Raw genomic sequence first — 17,432 nt, 5'->3', positions numbered from 1 at the left:
ATTAACCCTCCAATGATGCAAGTGTAGCTTCTAGTTCAGCCATTGCTTGTTTATATTCTTCATCGTTAGTTGCCTTACCGTGCCAACCAACCTGATTTTCCATAAAGCTAACACCCTTACCCTTAACAGTTTTCATAAGGATAGCTGTTGGCATACCTTTAGTTTCTTTTGCTACTGCAAAAGCCTTGTCTAGTTCTTCAAATGAATGACCGTCAACCTTTAGAGTATTAAAGCCAAATGCTTCAAACTTCTTATCTAGTGGTTCAATACCACCAACTTCAGCAACTGTACCGTCAATCTGAAGACCGTTCTGGTCAACAATAACAACAAGATTGTCTAGGGTCTTATGAGCAGCAAACATAAGTGCTTCCCAAACCTGACCTTCTTCACATTCACCGTCACCAAGAACAGTATATACTCTGTAGTCCTTGTTATCCATCTTACCTGCAATAGCCATACCACAAGCAGTTGAGATACCCTGACCAAGAGAACCTGTGCTCATATCAATACCCGGTGTACCCTTCATATCAGGGTGACCCTGTAGCATAGCACCTACATGACGAAGTGACTTTAGTTCGTCCCAATCAAAATAGCCCTTTAGTGCAAGTACTGCATAAAGTGCAGGTGCTGAATGACCCTTTGAAAGAACAAAACGATCTCTATCTGCCCACTTAGGGTTTGATGGGTCAACATTCATTTCTTTAAAATAAAGATAAGTTAAAACATCAGCAGCAGAAAGTGAACCACCCGGATGTCCTGACTTAGCATTATAAGTGCCGATGATAGCACCCATTCTTGCTTTAGTTGCGTTAATTTGCAACTGCTTAATTTCGCTAATCTCCATGTTTAGCCTCCAGTTATTACCTTAAAATAAATACTGTTTTCTGAATAAACCATAGTTATTCATAATATTGCTTAATAATGATAACACAATAGTTTTTTGCAAATATTCTTTAAAAGAATAATACTCTTATTTTTCTTGTTTTTTCCACATTTTACTGTATTTTTTCAACAATTCGGTCAAGGAGCTTTTCTGCTACTTGTTCTTTTGTCATAATAGGCAATGTTTCCTCATTGTCTTTAGTGATGATTGTAACAACATTTGTATCTGTGCCAAAACCTGCACCCTTTACTTTTACATTGTTTGCTACAATCATATCAAGATTCTTTCTTGTGAGTTTGTCCCTAGAATTTTCCACCATATTTTCTGTTTCCATAGAGAAACCACACAAGAACTGATTTTCCTTATGCTCACCAAGGTATTTAATAATATCCTTAGTTGGCTTTAATTTTATTGTGTCCATATTTCCACTGGATTTTTTAACTTTTTCATCAAATACATCTTCCGGTGTAAAGTCTGCTACTGCTGCTGACTTTATAACAATATCTGCATTATCATAATTTTCAATAACTGCATTAAACATATCTTCAGCTGACACCACATCAATAGTATTTACAAATGGTATTTTCTCAAGAGAAGTTATACCACTGATTAAAGTAACATCAGCACCACGCTCCATAGCTACCTTAGCAATAGCATATCCCATTTTTCCGGTAGAATGATTTGTAATATATCTTACAGGGTCAATTTTTTCCTGAGTTGCACCGGCAGTTACAACTACTTTCTTACCTAGTAAATCTTTCTCATACTTACATTCTCTTTCAATGTACTTATACAAATCCTTAGGTTCAGGCATTTTACCTTTGCCTACTGTACCACAAGCTAATCTGCCACTTGATGCCTCTATAATTTCATAACCATAGTTCTGCAACTTTTTCATATTATCCTGTACAATAGGATTTTCGTACATATTAGTATTCATTGCAGGTACAATAAACTTCTTAGCTTTTTTACAAGCCATTACTGTTGTAGTCAGCATATCATCAGCAATACCGTTTGCAATTTTGCCAATAACATTTGCAGTACAAGGTGCAATCATTACTACATCTGCCTTTTCGGCAAGACTGATATGTTCAATCTCAAAACTATGAAATCTATCAAATGTATCTGTGATACATCTGTTTTTTGTTAATGCCTCAAATGTATTCGGTGTAATAAAGTTCATTGCATTTTCTGTTAAAATAACATCAACATTATAACCTTGCTTTACCAGCATTGATACAAGGTTAGGTGTTTTATAGGCTGCAATTCCACCTGTTACACCGATTAATATATTTTTTCCATTCATAATAAACATTCCTTTAACCCTTTAGGTTTCTATATTTTGATTATATCAAATAGTCCAAAAAAATCAACAATATTACCTTTATACTTGATTTTATATGTTTTTTAAGGCATAATTAGAATAGATATTTTCGACATTGGAGGATAATATGTTACTTGCAATAGATATAGGCAATACAAATATTGTAATTGGCATAATAGATAATGACCAAGTTGCCTTTACCGGCAGACTTGCAACAGACAAGCTAAAGACTGCTGATGAATACGCATTACAGTTTGTCGGTATGCTTAATATGAAACACATTGATGTTGCTGACATTGAGGGTGTTATCATCAGTTCTGTTGTGCCACCACTAATCTTAACAATGAAAAGAGCTATCAAAACATTAACAGGAAAAGTTCCTGTTATCTTAGGTCCGGGTACAAAAACCGGTCTTAATATTAAGCTGGACAATCCGGCACAATTAGGTTGTGACCAAGTAGCTGATGCAGTTGCAGTAATCAACAAATATCCTACACCTGCAATGGTACTTGATATGGGTACTGCTACTACTGTTTCTGTTATTGACAAAAACAAAAACTACCTTGGTGGGCTTATTATTCCCGGTATTAGAATCAGTCAGGATGCTTTGTCATCATCAACCAGCCAGTTGCCAAGAATCAGCCTTGAAAAGCCTGAAAAGGTTATTGGCAAAAACACTATTGACTGTATGAAAAGTGGTGCAGTTTACGGTTCAGCATCTATGATTGATGGTTTAGCAGATAGAATTGAAGAAGAACTTGGCGAAAAGGTTACTATTATTGCAACAGGTGGCAATGCTGAAAGTATTGTATCTGTTTGTAAGAGAGATGTAATATATGACGGGAACTTACTATTAGACGGATTGAACTTTATATATAAGAAAAACAACAAATAAGAGTGATATTATGAAAGCGAATGAAAAGAAAGACACTATCCTAAAAATGTTAAAAGAGAATAGTGACAGATATATTAGTGGTGAAGAACTTTCAGAAATGTTTAATGTTAGCCGTACTGCAATATGGAAAAACATTAACGATTTACGAAAAATGGGTTATGAGATTGACTCCGTTACAAACAGAGGCTACAAACTTATGTCATCACCTGGTATTTTAAATGCAGGTGAAACTAAGACTTATATTGATGATAATGCTCTGATTGGCAAAGAATTAATAGTATTTGAAACTATTGACTCAACCAACAACTACCTAAAGGCTAATGCAGAAAAGTACCCTACCGGTACAGTTGTTTCTGCCAGAGAACAGACCGGTGGCAAAGGCAGACTAGGCAGAGTATGGCAAAGTAAAAAAGATGACACAATCAGTTTTTCCGTACTTTTAAGACCGGAAATTTCACCAATGGAAGTTTCTGCAATTACTCCACTTTGTGGGTTGGCAGTTGCAAAAGCACTTAATGAGTACTTTGACTTTGGGGCAAAGATTAAGTGGCCTAATGATGTTATTATCGGCAACAAAAAGCTGGTTGGTATCCTTACAGAAATGAACTGTGAATTTGACAAGGTTGATTTTATTGTTGTTGGTATCGGCATAAATATTCTTAACAAAGATTTTCCGGAAGAAATTAGCAAGAAAGCAACCTCTTGTGCATTGGAAAGTGACAAAGAAATTGACAAGAACAAACTTCTTGCACTTATCCTAAAGCACATTGAAAATATACTTCTAAAGGGTAACTACTCCTTTAATGAAGAAAATTTAAAGGAATACAAAGACTACTGTGCAACACTTGGCAGAGATATTATTTTTACAAGAAAAGGTGAAAAAGTATCAGGTAAAGCTACTGACATTGATAATAACGGTGAACTTGTTGTTACATTGGAAGACGGTACTACAGAAACTGTCTTTAGTGGTGAAGTTACAGTACAAGGTATTTACTGATTTAACACAAAAAATTAAGGGCTATTGCAAAAGCAATAGCCCATTTTTTATGAATTACTCACCGTAAGCATCTTTCTCGTCTTGTGGTTCATCAATTACATTTTTATTTTTATCATAGTAAGTATATGAAACAGCATTACCCTCACTATCGTAACTAGTTTCCATATAGTAATTTACCTTACCGTTTTTGTATTCTGTACGAATATCCTTAGCCTGTATACCGTCACTACGATAAGAATAAACTGTCTTTGTTGTTACAACATTATTTGCATCATAGATTGTATCTTCTTTAGTATAGTAAGTGTCACCGTATTTTACATAAGAAGTTTTCTCAGTTGAGAAAAGCTTATTCTGGTCATCATATGTTGTACTCTTAATGTTATTGCCGTTTTCATCATACTCCATAACCATAGTAGAAGTTAGGTTATTTCTATCTACCTTACCGGCATAACTAGTGATTTTTGTATTCTGATTTTTCTCATCATACTCTCTAACTTCTGTATAATCAAGTGTTTCACCCTCATAGTGAGTTTGCTTAATTATATTGTGGTTACTGTCATAAACATTTATGTCACCACTTTTGATTGTACCATCTTTATCACACTCAAAGGACTCTAATGGATATGCATGTGACACATCATCATCAGCATAAATCTCATACATATTAGATTCATTAAGTTGGGATTTATCAACCTTACCACCAACAGGATAAGTTAACTCAGCAGTTGTAGGCTGAGTTTCTGAATTTTGGCTATCGGTATTTGTGCCTTGACTATCACTGCCACAACCAACCAAAAGCATTGAAACTGATAATGTTAATATTACTAAAAAAGAAAGTGATTTCTTCATTTATTGCACCTCATTTCTATAACATTTTAACATGAAGAATTATCTTTTGCAATAATTTGTAAATATATAAATAATATTTACCCTTTATTCATATTTGCTTTTACTCTGTAAGCATAAATTGTTGGCAAAACTGCAATAGTTACAACAAAAATAACTATACCAACAATGGAAACTACTGCACTAAAGTCACCACAAAATAGAGAAACAAAACCGGTAATCAGCACTAAGAAGCTACCTACCATACCTGTTTTACCGGCAAATCTATGGGTCTTTTTCCATACAGTTTCGTTATTTAAAGTTGCAGATACTCTAATGCCAAAAGTACCGTTAGGCTTTATCTTTGGCATAAAGTTACTAAACAATACACCCATTAAACCAAGAATAACACTACAAATAAATGGAACAACTTTTCCGATAATTTTACCGTTACCATTTGTTGATAAAATCAATAATGCCCAAAACATTGCTAACATCAAAACAATAAAACCTGTAATGCAAATAGTTAGGTATTTACTGTTTTTCTGATAATTAATATTCTTTGCCATAACCTTTTCGATTATAAGGAACACTACTGCCATTACAACTAAAATAGCAGGTAAAAACATAAAAGACCATTTAGAACCTTCATTATCCACATTACCGTAAAAATCATAATGGATAGGCACAATATCTTTATCAATAAGTGCAATATAAATTGCTGTGGCTACTGCATTTAACAATGAAATAATCAAGCATAGATACTTTTTCATAACTAATCCTTTCCTCTGCTACTTAAGTCAGAAATAAGTTTCAAAACATCCTCAAGAACACTGGTCTTGAGGGAATAATTTACATTTTGACCTACCTTTTCAGCATCTACCAGGTCAGCTTGTTTGAGAATATTCAGGTGATTGCTGATTGATGGTTTTGTCATATTAAACTCATTTGCAATTTCACCGGCATTCATATCTTTATCCTTTAATAGTGATAAAATTTTTCTTCTTGTAGGGTCAGCCAATGCTTTCCACACATCTCCCACACATAACACCAGCCTTTCAAATTTATAAATAATAAATAACAGTTAGTTAATTAGACAATTATCTAATTAACTAATTACAGTATATTAAGTAAAAGTAATATTGTCAATACTTTTAATAAAAATATCTTTATATTTTCTAAAATTTATGGTATAACATTATTATAAAAGGAGTGTTTCTTATGGAAAAACTAATTAAAAATATAGAAAAATCACAGGTATTAAAACTAAAAGATCAGGTTAACTTTCAGGATGGCCAAATTGTAAGCAAGACTTTAGTGCAAAATGATGCAGTTAGTCTAACACTTTTTGCTTTTGAAAAAGATGAAGAAATCTCTACTCATCAGTCAGAGGGGGACGCAATGGTTACTGTTCTTGAAGGTAAAGGCAAATTCACTGTTGGTGGTGTAGAACACATTGTCTCCGAAGGTGAAACACTTATTATGCCGGCAAAAGTTCCTCACGCAGTTTATGGCGAAGAAAGATTTAAGTGGCTTTTAACTTGTATCTTCTAATTTAGTTTTAGGTTATTTTTATTCTAATTATTAAATTACTCAGGTCTGTACCTAACGGTGCAGACCTTTTTCTATTTTTATTTTTGTAGATAAATTAGGGCTTTTCAATTTTGTTTCTGCGTTACGATAAATTAATTTTGCAAATTAGGGTTTGTTTTTTTAATTTTGATTGTGGATAAAGGTGAATTTGTTATAAATTTAGTTGAGTATAAAGGAAAATTTGCAAAATTATCATACCTTATATTATCACAAAAGTATGGCTAACAGGTGTAGGGGACATCATTGATGTCCCGTAACAAATTTTCCTAAATAAATGTATTATGCCCTATGTAGATATTATAAATTTATAGTCTGCAAATAGGACAATATGCCAATAAAAAGGCTAGTTTGTAACGGTCCACCAATGGTGAACCCTACAACTGTAACTCATAATTTATATAATATTTTATAGTTAGAAATATAGGAAAGTTTCATATATGATGATATTTTAAACAAGTTTAAAATATCAATCACTCCTTCCGTCACCATTCGGTGACACCTCCCTCAGCGAGGGAGGCAAAATAGTCTGTACAAATCTAAAATTAGTACGCAATTTTTAAAATAGTACAGACTTTATAAATTAATAGAAATTATGGTAAAGACAAAGGCTTCCTCAGACGAGGAAGCTGTCGATTGTAAATTGACGGTACGGCAATTTACCTTTTATAAATCGACTGAAGGAGGGAAAAACTATAAATTAGATGTATTAATCGGTTGCTATCTAAATCAACCTTTATTACATAATCAGCCTCACAAACCCTAATTTATAGAACTAAATTTCAAAATAACACAATCAAAATTAAAAACATTACTATACTAAACGAAAAGGCTAGTTACTATTTAAGCAACTAGCCTTTAATTAGTTATAAAATTTAATTTCTACGATAAATCAACAGAATTAAAATTCGCAAATTACTTTACTTCAAAGATAGCAAAAGAACTACCGTAAGCAGTAACCTTATTATCCTTTACTTCTGTTTTGCCGATTTGGTATAGAGTTGAAGCAACATCAAAATCAAATGGTACAGTTTCGTCATTTGAAGATGGGTTTACAACAACAACAAACTTACCTCTCTTGTAGATGAAAGGATACTTTTCTTTCTCAGCATAAACAACTTCAAAGTCACCGTCATTGCCTAGGTCCTTATTATTATGACGAAGTGCAATAACATCAGTTACAACCTTATAAATTGACTCAGGGTCATTCTTCTGATTTTCAACAGTTGGTGCATCTGCATTCTTGTCAACAGGTAGATAACATTCATCAGCAGTTGAGAAACCTAGGTTCTTTTCACTATTCCACTGCATAGGTGTTCTTGAACCTGTACGAGAATAACCACCTTCCTTAGAAACAAGGTCACCCTGGTATCTCATACCGATTTCATCACCATAATATAGGAATGGTACACCCGGTAAAGTAAATAGAGTTGCAAAAGCAAGTCTGATTGTTTCTTTATCTGCGTAGTGAGTCATTCTTGGCATATCATGGTTATTAGTCATAAAGCTAATGTAACCGTTAGCCTTAGTTTTTTCAAAGTTAGGAACATACTCATCCATAGCAGCAGTAATATCACCCTTACCGTTCTTATGGAAGAATGCTTTGTTTTCACCATCTTTTTCATATCTGAATAGACGGCTATAACCATTGCCGTAATGGTCAAGGTAAAAGTCCATATGGAAACCGGCATTATTGATAGCTCTTTCAGGGTTACACCATTCTGAAACCATAGCAGCCTCTGGATAATCCTTATCTAGCATTTCTCTGACACCACGCCAAATCTTAGCAGTAGCGATTTTTTCATCATCGTTCTTTACAAGAGAGTCAGCCATATCAACTCTGAAACCATCAGCACCCTTATCTAGCCAAAATCTCATAACATCTTTAATTGCTTCTGCTGTAGCTAATGCATCAGGATGGTCATAAGGTAACTGCCATTCAGGGTGAGTTACTTCATAGAAACCATAGTTAAGAGCAGGTTGGCTACTAAAGTAGTTAACCATATAGTTACCGTCACGCTCACATAAACCACACATCATTCTATATTCAGGTGGTGCATCCCATACTGACTTTGTAAAGATATATCTGTTTGTATATTCACTTTCCTTAGCTTTCTTACTTTCTAAGAACCATGGATGTTGGTCACTTGTATGACCCGGAACAAGGTCAAGTAAAATCTTGATACCCTTTTTGTGAGCCTCATCAAAAAGTCTTACCAAATCTTCATTTGTACCATATCTTGGAGCAACCTTCTTGTAATCTCTTACATCATAACCGGCATCCATAAATGGTGAATCGTAAACAGGGTTTAGCCAAATTGCGTTACAACCAAGACCCTTTACATAATCAAGTTTTTCAATAATACCCTGAATATCACCGATACCATCACCGTTAGTATCGTTAAAAGACTGAGGATAAATTTCGTAAAATACTGCGTCACTTAACCACTGTGGCATATTTCATCTTCCTTTCGTTAGTAAATTTTTGAAATTAATTTAGTGTTTTATTTACTGTAAACAATAATCAGTTGATAATGTCCTAAGTACCATTTATCCTTTATATAAAGGAGGTAATAGTATGACTATTACAAAGATAAATAATACTTCATTTATGTTTGAATTTTTACAAGACGAACTTACCTTTAATACTGAGGACGATTTAATATATCACATTCTGAACATTGTTGCAACTGTTGAAAAGTTAAACACAAAGCACTGTGCATTTGTGTTAGAGGCTGTTAAATCAAGGAAAGGTTCAATCTTTCTCTTAACCATTAGATATGGCAGAAAAAGATTTAAAATAAAAAGAAACCTTGACCACACCATATATTCTTTTGAAAATTGTGATGATTACTTAAATTGTATATTAGCACTACACAAATCTTCTTATCCATTATCAAGAAACTACAGTTACATAATGGATAACAAATACTACCTATGTTTTTCTAATTCATTTATCTCTAAAAAGACAAAACTCCTTGTGTGTCAATATGGAGAAAAATGTAAAAACAGTATTCTCTTAGCTAGGCTAAAGGAATACGGAAAATATATTGGTGAAAATTGTGTAGATAATATCGGTAAAAATCTTACTTACAAAGAGCCTTAAGGTTGTTAATAGCCTCAGTAGCGGAGTCAGCCTTAAATACTGCTGTACCTGCAACACAAACATCAACACCGGCATCATATGCCTGTTTAATAGTAGCCTCACCGATACCACCATCAACTTCGATAAGAAGTTCAGGATTTACCTTGTTAGCTTCTTCTCTGATTTCTTTAACCTTTGGTAGCATATCTGCCATAAATGACTGACCACCAAAACCGGGTTCAACTGTCATTACAAGAACCATAAACAAATCCTTTAGATAAGGGAAAACTTCTTCAGCCTTTGTATTAGGCTTAATTACAAGTCCGGGCTTTTTGCCACAAGCCTTGATTTTATCAATAGTTTCCTGAACATCACTATCACTTTCAATATGGAAAGTAATAATATCAGCACCGGCATTTGCAAAGTCCTCAATATACTTTAGTGGTTCGGAAATCATTAGATGAACATCAAAAGGCTTTTCGGTATATTTTCTAACTGTTTTAATAACAGGTGCACCGAATGTAATATTTGGTACAAAGTGACCGTCCATAACATCAAGGTGCATATAGTCTGCTCCTGACTTGTCCATTCTCTCTATTTCTTCACCCATAACTGAAAAGTCACATGATAGTAGTGATGGTGCGATTAACATAATAAAATTCCTCCTAAGGTTTCTTAATCATAGGGACAATCATTGTTGCTATTCCCCAGAAAATTGTATAAAGTAGCATTTCCACTGTACCTAAAATTGAAGTACCGGCATAAAGGGCAATTGTTGACATAATCATAATACCAAGTGCCACACCGATTAGCTGAATAATTACTGAAATGCTTATATTTGTTCTCATTTGTACACATCCGGATAATGCTCTGGCAATCTGAGTAAATCTACCTCTTGTTGCTAAGTATGCTCTGGATTTTTCTTCATGTACACCGGTTACTTCCTTACAAACATTGCCAAGTCCTGTTGGAAGTACCTTTACGCTTCTATAGAACACTCCAAAGTCCTCAGAAACTTGTTCTGATGTAATATTACAGTCACTTGTGCTGATTAGTAGGCTAATGCCGTTGTACTCAGCCCTTTGAAGTTCTTTGGAAATTTCAATACTAGGTCTGTATGTTGTAATTAGCATTGCAACAAGCACCCCTGATTGAGCAATGAAAGTTGTCTGCTTATGCTGATGGTGGTATGTTTCTTCAATATTTCTTTCAGGCATATTGATACTGTACTTTCTCATAAGTTCTCTGTTACCTACAAGAATTCTATCACCATTTACCCAACCAACTAATCCTAGACCGTCTTCATACATTACAGACTCAACATCAGGAAGTACCATTCTGCTTTCTTGAAGTGCTTTATCAAACACATAAGAAAGTGGACTGTTAACTTCTTTTAGTACTGCTGCTGCACATAAACAAGATTCATCAAGCTTTACTTCATTAAAGGCCTGAATGTTGTTTAGGATAATTGAGCCTTCCGGATAAAGTTCACTGGCATCAACTATAATTGCCGAAGTATCACAAAACTGATTTACACCTTGATAACCACAAAGCATTGCACCCTTTTTAAGTAGTGTTTTGCACAATTTTCTCATAGGTACATTAACTGCCATTAAAGTGCAAATAGGAATACTTACTGTCGTAATAAGTGAAAGGGTGCTGATTGCACCTACAAAATCTTTCTTAATTAATCCGAATAAAATTGCAACAACTATTGCACAAATTGTGGTGTATGGTGCAATTTTACCGGCAGCCTCTTCTGATGGGTCAGGTGCATAGGAAAGTTGCAAGTAGTTTGTCAAAAAGTCTGTTTTGTGCTGATAAGCAACAATAGGCTTTTCTACAACAGTACCACTCATCATCTTTGAGGCAATATTTTCATCAGTATAAATTTTTGCTGAATACATTTTCTTATTATCATCAGCAATAAACTTAAAGTTCTTGTCAACTCTGCTAACCATATAATACTTACCAACAGAGTTACACAGTAGCCCTACAATAAGGATAACTGTATAGTAACTGTACTTACCCATAAAGTAACTTTGACTGGCAAAAAGTCCCACAATACTTGAAAGCACACCACAAACATAACCTACTGCTACTGCAGTATCGGAGTTACCCTTAAACTTGATAAGTGAGGATAAACCATTCTTTAGTGCTACTCTTGAAACTGCACCTGCTACTAAAATAACAATTAAGTTTAGCACACCATAAATTACAGGTGCTACATAACCTGCACCTAAAGTTGATGGTAATGCTCTCTGTAAAAATACAAAGAACAATGTTGCCACAGCCAAAACACCTAAAGCAAAACTTTGGAACTTTAGTTTACTTAGGTTACTGTTAATTTCATCAGCAACACTTTCCTTGTCATTTTCGTCATCATAGTCATCAACAGTAACAACCTTCTCAGCAGTTGTTCTGTTTTCTACAGTATCTTTACCCTTTGAAGTAAATAGGTTGATAACTGATTGTGCAAATTTATTTTTATTATTAACCGGTTCTTCCGTAACAACAGTTGAAGTTGGCTTATATGTAGCAGAAATTTCAGGATTCTTACTTTTTAGGTATTCTTCATACTCTTGTCTAACTACAACGGAAAACTTACCTACATTAACATTTAACTGTTCCAAAGGACTTTCAGGTTTATAAATCGGCACTTTAGAAACCTGAGTTGTACCTTGAGGTACAGGCTTTTGCTTTCCGAAAAGTTTTTCATAATGGAAATCATCAGGTTCTTCCTCATCCTCATGCTTAGGTAGTGGTGGAAGATTTTTTTCCTTAATCAATTCATCAAGGCTGTCTTTCTTGAACTTTTCTTCGTCAAAGTCCTCATTAGCCATAGCTATAGGGAAAGTATCTTCTTCCTTCTTTTCCGGTACATCAGGAATATCAATATCAATAGTGTCAATATCTTCAATTTCAATTGGTTTAATGTCAAACTGAGGTACACTCTCAATAACATCATCAGCTACCAGTGTACCCTCCGGTACATCACTACTAAGTTCAACATCCTCTTCAACAGGAACAGGAGCATTGAAAAAGTCACTGCTATAGTCCGGTAAATCTTCTTCATCATCTGACACTTTACCGTTTTCGTCACCTTGGCGTTCCATCATAACCTCAGCGTTCATGGTAGTGCCGATTTTCTCTCCTACAATTGTATTATTTTCTTCATCTTCATCATCCACAGGAGCCATTGAGTAAAACATAGTCTTAATATCCTCTGTTACCTCCGGTGGAGCTTGATTTTCTTTCTTAGTTACCTTTTTCTCTTCCTTTTTAGGTTTTTTCTTAGCCTTACTTTTTAGGAAGTCAGGTTTCTTAAACTCCATTGTTTCTCTCCTATTTATCTTTTGTCTGCTATTTCATACATTAAAATACCTGCTGCAACAGAAGCGTTAAGAGAATTGATTTTGCCTTTCATAGGAAGTGAAACTATAACATCACAATCCTTTGCAACAAGTGGACTGATACCCTTACCCTCATTACCGATTACTAGGGCAACTGCACCATCAAAATTAACTTTCTTGTAATGTTCACCGTCCATATCAGCACCATAAACCCAAATACCTTTATCCTTTAGCTTTTGGAGTACTGCTGAAATATTCTTAACTCTTACAACCGGCATATATTCTAATGCACCGGCAGAAGTTTTCTCTACTGTATAAGAAAGTCCTGCACTTCTTCTTTCAGGAATAATTACACCATGAGCACCGGCACATTCTGCAGTACGAATAATAGCACCTAGGTTGTGTGGGTCTTCTATCTTGTCAAGAACAATAATGAAAGGACTTTCCCCTCTCTCTTCTGCTAAAGCAAAAATATCCTCAAGTGTACTGTATTCCTTTACTGCACATTGAGCAACAATACCCTGATGGTTTACACCTTTAGCTAAGAAATCCAGCTTTTTTGAGTCAACATCTTTAACAGGAATATTCTTCTGTTTTGCTTTTGCAATAATTGCAACAACTGAGCCACTTCTTTCACCTTTTGCAACAAGGATTGACTCAATACTTCTGCCACTACGGATTGCCTCCATAACAGGGTTACGACCTGCAATTATATCATTTCTCTGATTATCTAAATTCTGTTTATTTTGTTCCATAAAAAATTCCTTTTGTTTATACCTTTTCTAGTAATTTGTACAGAATAAGTATAACACAAAAGGAAATTAAGTAAAAGCAAAAACATAAAAAAACTAAAATAATTATGGGGTTTTACAGATTATTTAAAACTGCTGCACCTTTATCTACATAATTCGGCAAAATTCCGTAAAAGCCTGTTGTTTCATCTTTGAAAAGTCCCATATGTGGTGGGAAAACCGTAAAGGAAAAATACGCAATAAGGAACAGTCCCAACAAAAATAATGAGGGTATAAAGTAAGCACCGAAATTTTTATCACTTAAAGCAACCCTATAAGAAATAATCTGAGAAAAAATAACTGCAAAAATGCCAATAGCAATATCAACACCGACCATTTTATCCCCAACAAAAAGTGAAAACAAATAGTGCATAATAATTATAAAAAATCCCATAAAGTAAATGCCAAGGACTTTGCCCACAACAAATGGCTTAAAATACACATTAGAAACCAAAAGCTCCACAAGTCCCCAAATAGCATATGCAATGAGAAATATTTTTGTATTTTCCCACACAGACTCATTAACTGCACCAAAGAGAATTGAAAAAACCGTACCGTCAGTTAGTTGATAAATATAGTGCAACAAAAATGCCAAAGAAAATACAAAGAAAGCACCTACTATTTCAAGGTTACGAAAAAATTTAACTTTCATAACAGCCTCCATATAATTTATATAAAATTATATGAATAGCTTAGGTATAAGATTACATAGAAAGTAATATTATTATAGCAGTAGCCAGTCCACCTATTAAGGCAGAAATGCCTAGCCTAATTGACCAATAAATAATCTTAGACTTTATTTTAATTGCTGATGGTGGGTACATTCGTCTTAGCATTAACTTTGCTTCTCTTTCCAAAACATTTTTCTGAGCATCTGTATATTCAGGACGAACCACAAGCAATGCCTTTTCGTAATACATATTGTTGGTTTCTGTAATTTCAAGAACTTGTCTGTTTATGCCTCTTAACATAGCAAAACCCTCTTTCTATGTATATTTTTGACCTGATTTTTAGTATGTAATCAACAAAAATAAAACAAATTTGATAATTCTTTGTAACAATTAAAATTGCAATTATACAAATAGTAAACTAACATTTTACTAACATTTATGTGGAAAACTATGTTGACAACTAGGAAAACCCTTAAAGTTATCCACTAATACTCTAAAAATAATGCATTTTTCTACAAGGAAAGTTTTTCACATTAACAATTTCCATATGGTTTTCAACATAATTATATTACAATTAGTAATAATACCTCTGTCAAGGAAGTTACAAAAATAAAACAAAAAATTTAAAAATTCTTACATAAACAACAAAAGCACCCCTATTATAGAGGCACTTTTGTTGTTACTATTTACTATTGACATTTTAAATGTATCAGATGTGCAACTCCCGGGATACTCTCTCCTTGCTGATTTGCAGTTGGACTCATCAATGCACCTGTAGCTATAAACAATACATTATTGTACTTACCCTTTTCCATATCCTTTAAAATTTTGCCACACAGTACCGATGCACCACATCCACAGCCTGAACCACCTGCATGAACATCTTGGGTATCCCTATCAAAAATCATCAGTCCACAATCCCTATGAATACTATCAATGTTATAACCATCATCATTTAGTAATTGATGTAAAAGTTCCGAACCTACCTGACCTAAGTCACCGGTAAAAATTCTGTCATAATCCTTAGGTGTGGTCTTGGTATCATTAAAATAGGTCAAAATTGTATCGTAAGCTGCCGGTGCCATAGCAGCACCCATATTGTTTATATCCTTTATCCCTTTATCCACAATTTTTCCTACTGTGGCATTTACCACTTCAATGCCTTTACCCTCGTTACTGACAATTACAGAGCCTGAACCTGTTACTGTCCATTGAGCAGTTTGTGGTCTTACACCACCATATTCTAAAGGATAACGGTACTGCCTTTCTGCTGTACAAAAATGTGATGAAGTTACAACTGCTGTTTCTCTTGCACTTCCACCACCTACTGTAAATGATGCCATAATTATTCCTTGAGCCATTGTTGAACAAGCACCATACTGACCAAGGTAAGGAATATTAAAACTTCTCATTGAGTAACTGGAGCTTATAAGCTGATTTAATAAATCCCCTGCAAAAACAAAGTCAATGTCTTCCGGATGTGTTTTGCTTTTTGTCATTGCACCAATAAAGGCCTCTTGCTGAAACTTAGCCTCTGCTTTTTCCCAAGTAGGTTGACCAGCCCTTGAGTCGTAAAAAATCTTATCAAAATATTTTCCTAAAGGACCTTCAGCCTCTTTCTTGCCAACTACTGAGCTGTATCCTGTTATTATTGGTGGATGCATAAATTCTACTGTATATGAGCCAACTCTTTTTATCATAAGAAAAACCCCTTTTACACTTATTATGTGCAAAAGAGGTTCTTTTATTTTATTAAATTTAAATTATTTCTTTCTGTTTACTGTGAATGTTTTTCCATAGCCGTTATAAGCCTTTTTGCTTACTGTTGCAGTACCGTAAACTCTGAAAGTTGTTTTGCCTTTAGATACTGTTAACTTGTAAGAAGTAGAAGAAAGTGTTTTTACATTTTTCCACTTGCCCTTAACATTTTTCTGAAGAACATATCTCTTAGCACCCTTTGACTTACTCCAAGATAAAGTAGCTTTGCTACCCTTTACTTTAGAAGTTGCCTTAGTGATTTTGCTAGGTACAATTCTAAATGTCTTTGCAACAGAACCGATTGTAGTACCACTACCGTTAATATAAACTGTTGCAGTGCCTACATTCTTGTTATTTCTATAGCTTAGTCTGTAACTTGCAGCATCATAACCTGCCTTTACAGAAAGGCCACTTTGACCAACATTCTTGCCGGTATAATCTTTATTTTTAACACCGACTACTGTTGCAGTATACTTATTTAAGCAAAGAGCATATGTTTCGGACTCATAACCGTTTACATCTTTAACCCAAATACTCATATGTGCATTAGGGTCTTGATTTTTGTAAGTATAGTTAAATTCCTTCTTAGCATTTAGTGTTACTGTGCTACCACAAACTCTAGTTGTAGTTCCTGTTGTTCTGCCATAGTTACAAGTATGAACATAAACAGTTTGTGGATCATCTATAGTATTTAGTCTATATGTAACTGTCTTGTTGCTATTAGTTCTTACATAAGAAACTGTAGTGAATTTAGTGTTTTTGTTAACTTGACCTAGTGACATAAAGAAGTTGTTGCTTACTTTAGTAGCTTTCTTATTCTCGTAATACGCCTTTACATAATAAGTACCTTTGCCTAAGAAACCATACATTGCTTCATTGTTGTTATCATTTTTAATTACATTTAAATCTTTCTTATAAAGCAAGTTAGGGTCAGTATAAACTTCAACAAGATACGTTTCATCCCAGTTATACTGTGTATGATTAGTAAAACCAAAGTTAAGCATAAAGTTTGCATTATCCTTTAAAGTGAAAGAATAAACTTTCTCAAAAGTATCAACAAAACTGTCTGATGCTTGAGTTGTGCCTTTTCTTACACTGTCAATATAAGCAGTTCTGCTTTTGTATGTAGGAACATCCTTAATAGCAGTAGCAGTTACTGCTGATGCTGAAACAGAACCTACCATTAGTACGCTAACAACAATACTTATTGCCATTAGAATTGAAATCAATCTCTTAGTTTTATTCATAAATATCCTCCTC

17 protein-coding genes are annotated in these 17,432 nt (G+C 34.2%); 4 read left to right on the top strand and 13 right to left on the bottom strand.

Features of this window, described 5'->3' with window-relative positions:
* Window position 1 precedes the first annotated feature (1 nt).
* Together E5Z56_RS05870 and coaBC are read right to left on the bottom strand one after the other, a co-directional pair.
* Window positions 2-844, bottom strand: a complete 843-nt coding sequence (locus tag E5Z56_RS05870; RefSeq protein ID WP_138156996.1) for a transketolase — start codon at window positions 842-844, stop codon at window positions 2-4.
* Window positions 845-995: 151 nt separating this feature from the next.
* Window positions 996-2,192 carry a bifunctional phosphopantothenoylcysteine decarboxylase/phosphopantothenate--cysteine ligase CoaBC gene (gene coaBC, locus E5Z56_RS05865; RefSeq protein WP_138157952.1) on the bottom strand — a complete coding sequence of 399 codons (1,197 nt, stop codon included), beginning with the start codon at window positions 2,190-2,192 and terminating at the stop codon, window positions 996-998.
* Window positions 2,193-2,334: 142 nt separating this feature from the next.
* Between coaBC and E5Z56_RS05860 the strand changes: the two genes are divergently transcribed.
* Window positions 2,335-3,102, top strand: a complete 768-nt coding sequence (locus tag E5Z56_RS05860) for a type III pantothenate kinase (RefSeq protein ID WP_138156995.1) — start codon at window positions 2,335-2,337, stop codon at window positions 3,100-3,102.
* A gap of 10 nt (window positions 3,103-3,112) precedes the next feature.
* Window positions 3,113-4,099: a biotin--[acetyl-CoA-carboxylase] ligase gene (locus tag E5Z56_RS05855; protein ID WP_138156994.1), complete on the top strand. Its 987-nt coding sequence runs from the start codon at window positions 3,113-3,115 to the stop codon at window positions 4,097-4,099.
* 54 nt (window positions 4,100-4,153) lie between these two features.
* On the opposite strand, the gene E5Z56_RS05850 is transcribed toward E5Z56_RS05855, so the two are convergent.
* From E5Z56_RS05850 to E5Z56_RS05840, 3 genes are all read right to left on the bottom strand, one after another.
* On the bottom strand, window positions 4,154-4,948 hold the full coding sequence (locus E5Z56_RS05850; RefSeq protein ID WP_138156993.1) for a hypothetical protein: 795 nt from the start codon (window positions 4,946-4,948) through the stop codon (window positions 4,154-4,156).
* Window positions 4,949-5,025: 77 nt separating this feature from the next.
* Window positions 5,026-5,697 (bottom strand): SdpI family protein, encoded by a 672-nt coding sequence (locus tag E5Z56_RS05845; protein WP_138156992.1) that lies wholly within the window; start codon window positions 5,695-5,697, stop codon window positions 5,026-5,028.
* A gap of 2 nt (window positions 5,698-5,699) precedes the next feature.
* Entirely contained in the window at window positions 5,700-5,966 is a 267-nt protein-coding gene (locus tag E5Z56_RS05840; RefSeq protein WP_138156991.1) for an autorepressor SdpR family transcription factor, read from the bottom strand.
* 179 nt (window positions 5,967-6,145) lie between these two features.
* On the opposite strand from E5Z56_RS05840, the gene E5Z56_RS05835 reads away from it, so the two are divergent.
* On the top strand, window positions 6,146-6,478 hold the full coding sequence (locus E5Z56_RS05835) for a cupin domain-containing protein (protein ID WP_138156990.1): 333 nt from the start codon (window positions 6,146-6,148) through the stop codon (window positions 6,476-6,478).
* Between the two features lie 951 nt (window positions 6,479-7,429).
* Here E5Z56_RS05835 and E5Z56_RS05830 read toward each other — a convergent pair.
* A complete protein-coding gene (locus E5Z56_RS05830) occupies window positions 7,430-8,971 on the bottom strand; it encodes an alpha-amylase family glycosyl hydrolase (RefSeq protein ID WP_138156989.1) in 1,542 nt (513 codons plus the stop codon).
* A 121-nt stretch (window positions 8,972-9,092) separates the two neighbouring features.
* Here E5Z56_RS05830 and E5Z56_RS05825 point away from each other — a divergent pair, with 121 nt between their 5' ends.
* The gene (locus E5Z56_RS05825) at window positions 9,093-9,620 is read left to right on the top strand and encodes a hypothetical protein (RefSeq protein WP_138156988.1); all 528 of its coding nucleotides are present in this window, start codon (window positions 9,093-9,095) and stop codon (window positions 9,618-9,620) included.
* On the opposite strand, the gene rpe is transcribed toward E5Z56_RS05825, so the two are convergent.
* The 7 genes from rpe to E5Z56_RS05790 form a co-directional block, all read right to left on the bottom strand.
* The gene (rpe, locus tag E5Z56_RS05820) at window positions 9,601-10,251 is read right to left on the bottom strand and encodes a ribulose-phosphate 3-epimerase (RefSeq protein WP_022504894.1); all 651 of its coding nucleotides are present in this window, start codon (window positions 10,249-10,251) and stop codon (window positions 9,601-9,603) included. The genes E5Z56_RS05825 and rpe overlap by 20 nt on opposite strands.
* A gap of 13 nt (window positions 10,252-10,264) precedes the next feature.
* Window positions 10,265-12,934: a hypothetical protein gene (locus E5Z56_RS05815; protein WP_138156986.1), complete on the bottom strand. Its 2,670-nt coding sequence runs from the start codon at window positions 12,932-12,934 to the stop codon at window positions 10,265-10,267.
* A 14-nt stretch (window positions 12,935-12,948) separates the two neighbouring features.
* Entirely contained in the window at window positions 12,949-13,707 is a 759-nt protein-coding gene (gene rlmB / locus E5Z56_RS05810; RefSeq protein WP_022504896.1) for a 23S rRNA (guanosine(2251)-2'-O)-methyltransferase RlmB, read from the bottom strand.
* A gap of 112 nt (window positions 13,708-13,819) precedes the next feature.
* On the bottom strand, window positions 13,820-14,395 hold the full coding sequence (locus tag E5Z56_RS05805) for a DUF6512 family protein (protein WP_138156985.1): 576 nt from the start codon (window positions 14,393-14,395) through the stop codon (window positions 13,820-13,822).
* Window positions 14,396-14,447: 52 nt separating this feature from the next.
* On the bottom strand, window positions 14,448-14,714 hold the full coding sequence (locus E5Z56_RS05800; protein ID WP_138156984.1) for a hypothetical protein: 267 nt from the start codon (window positions 14,712-14,714) through the stop codon (window positions 14,448-14,450).
* A 389-nt stretch (window positions 14,715-15,103) separates the two neighbouring features.
* Window positions 15,104-16,114 (bottom strand): stage V sporulation protein AD, encoded by a 1,011-nt coding sequence (gene spoVAD / locus E5Z56_RS05795; protein WP_138156983.1) that lies wholly within the window; start codon window positions 16,112-16,114, stop codon window positions 15,104-15,106.
* Between the two features lie 63 nt (window positions 16,115-16,177).
* Window positions 16,178-17,419 carry a hypothetical protein gene (locus E5Z56_RS05790; protein ID WP_138156982.1) on the bottom strand — a complete coding sequence of 414 codons (1,242 nt, stop codon included), beginning with the start codon at window positions 17,417-17,419 and terminating at the stop codon, window positions 16,178-16,180.
* Window positions 17,420-17,432: the final 13 nt, after the last annotated feature.

It is taken from the genome of Ruminococcus bovis, assembly GCF_005601135.1.
Lineage (GTDB): Bacteria > Bacillota > Clostridia > Oscillospirales > Acutalibacteraceae > Ruminococcoides > Ruminococcoides bovis.
The sequence above is the reverse complement of the archived record's forward strand: the minus strand, read 5'-3'. Positions and strand labels throughout refer to the sequence as shown.

Coding starts and splice junctions, on each gene's coding strand:
- E5Z56_RS05870 (WP_138156996.1), bottom strand. CDS start 844: ATGGAGATTAGCGAAATTAAGCAGTTGCAAATTAACGCAACTAAAGCA.
- E5Z56_RS05860 (WP_138156995.1), top strand. CDS start 2,335: ATGTTACTTGCAATAGATATAGGCAATACAAATATTGTAATTGGCATA.
- E5Z56_RS05855 (WP_138156994.1), top strand. CDS start 3,113: ATGAAAGCGAATGAAAAGAAAGACACTATCCTAAAAATGTTAAAAGAG.
- E5Z56_RS05850 (WP_138156993.1), bottom strand. CDS start 4,948: ATGAAGAAATCACTTTCTTTTTTAGTAATATTAACATTATCAGTTTCA.
- E5Z56_RS05845 (WP_138156992.1), bottom strand. CDS start 5,697: ATGAAAAAGTATCTATGCTTGATTATTTCATTGTTAAATGCAGTAGCC.
- E5Z56_RS05835 (WP_138156990.1), top strand. CDS start 6,146: ATGGAAAAACTAATTAAAAATATAGAAAAATCACAGGTATTAAAACTA.
- E5Z56_RS05830 (WP_138156989.1), bottom strand. CDS start 8,971: ATGCCACAGTGGTTAAGTGACGCAGTATTTTACGAAATTTATCCTCAG.
- E5Z56_RS05825 (WP_138156988.1), top strand. CDS start 9,093: ATGACTATTACAAAGATAAATAATACTTCATTTATGTTTGAATTTTTA.
- rpe (WP_022504894.1), bottom strand. CDS start 10,251: ATGTTAATCGCACCATCACTACTATCATGTGACTTTTCAGTTATGGGT.
- E5Z56_RS05815 (WP_138156986.1), bottom strand. CDS start 12,934: ATGGAGTTTAAGAAACCTGACTTCCTAAAAAGTAAGGCTAAGAAAAAA.
- rlmB (WP_022504896.1), bottom strand. CDS start 13,707: ATGGAACAAAATAAACAGAATTTAGATAATCAGAGAAATGATATAATT.
- E5Z56_RS05805 (WP_138156985.1), bottom strand. CDS start 14,395: ATGAAAGTTAAATTTTTTCGTAACCTTGAAATAGTAGGTGCTTTCTTT.
- E5Z56_RS05800 (WP_138156984.1), bottom strand. CDS start 14,714: ATGTTAAGAGGCATAAACAGACAAGTTCTTGAAATTACAGAAACCAAC.
- spoVAD (WP_138156983.1), bottom strand. CDS start 16,114: ATGATAAAAAGAGTTGGCTCATATACAGTAGAATTTATGCATCCACCA.
- E5Z56_RS05790 (WP_138156982.1), bottom strand. CDS start 17,419: ATGAATAAAACTAAGAGATTGATTTCAATTCTAATGGCAATAAGTATT.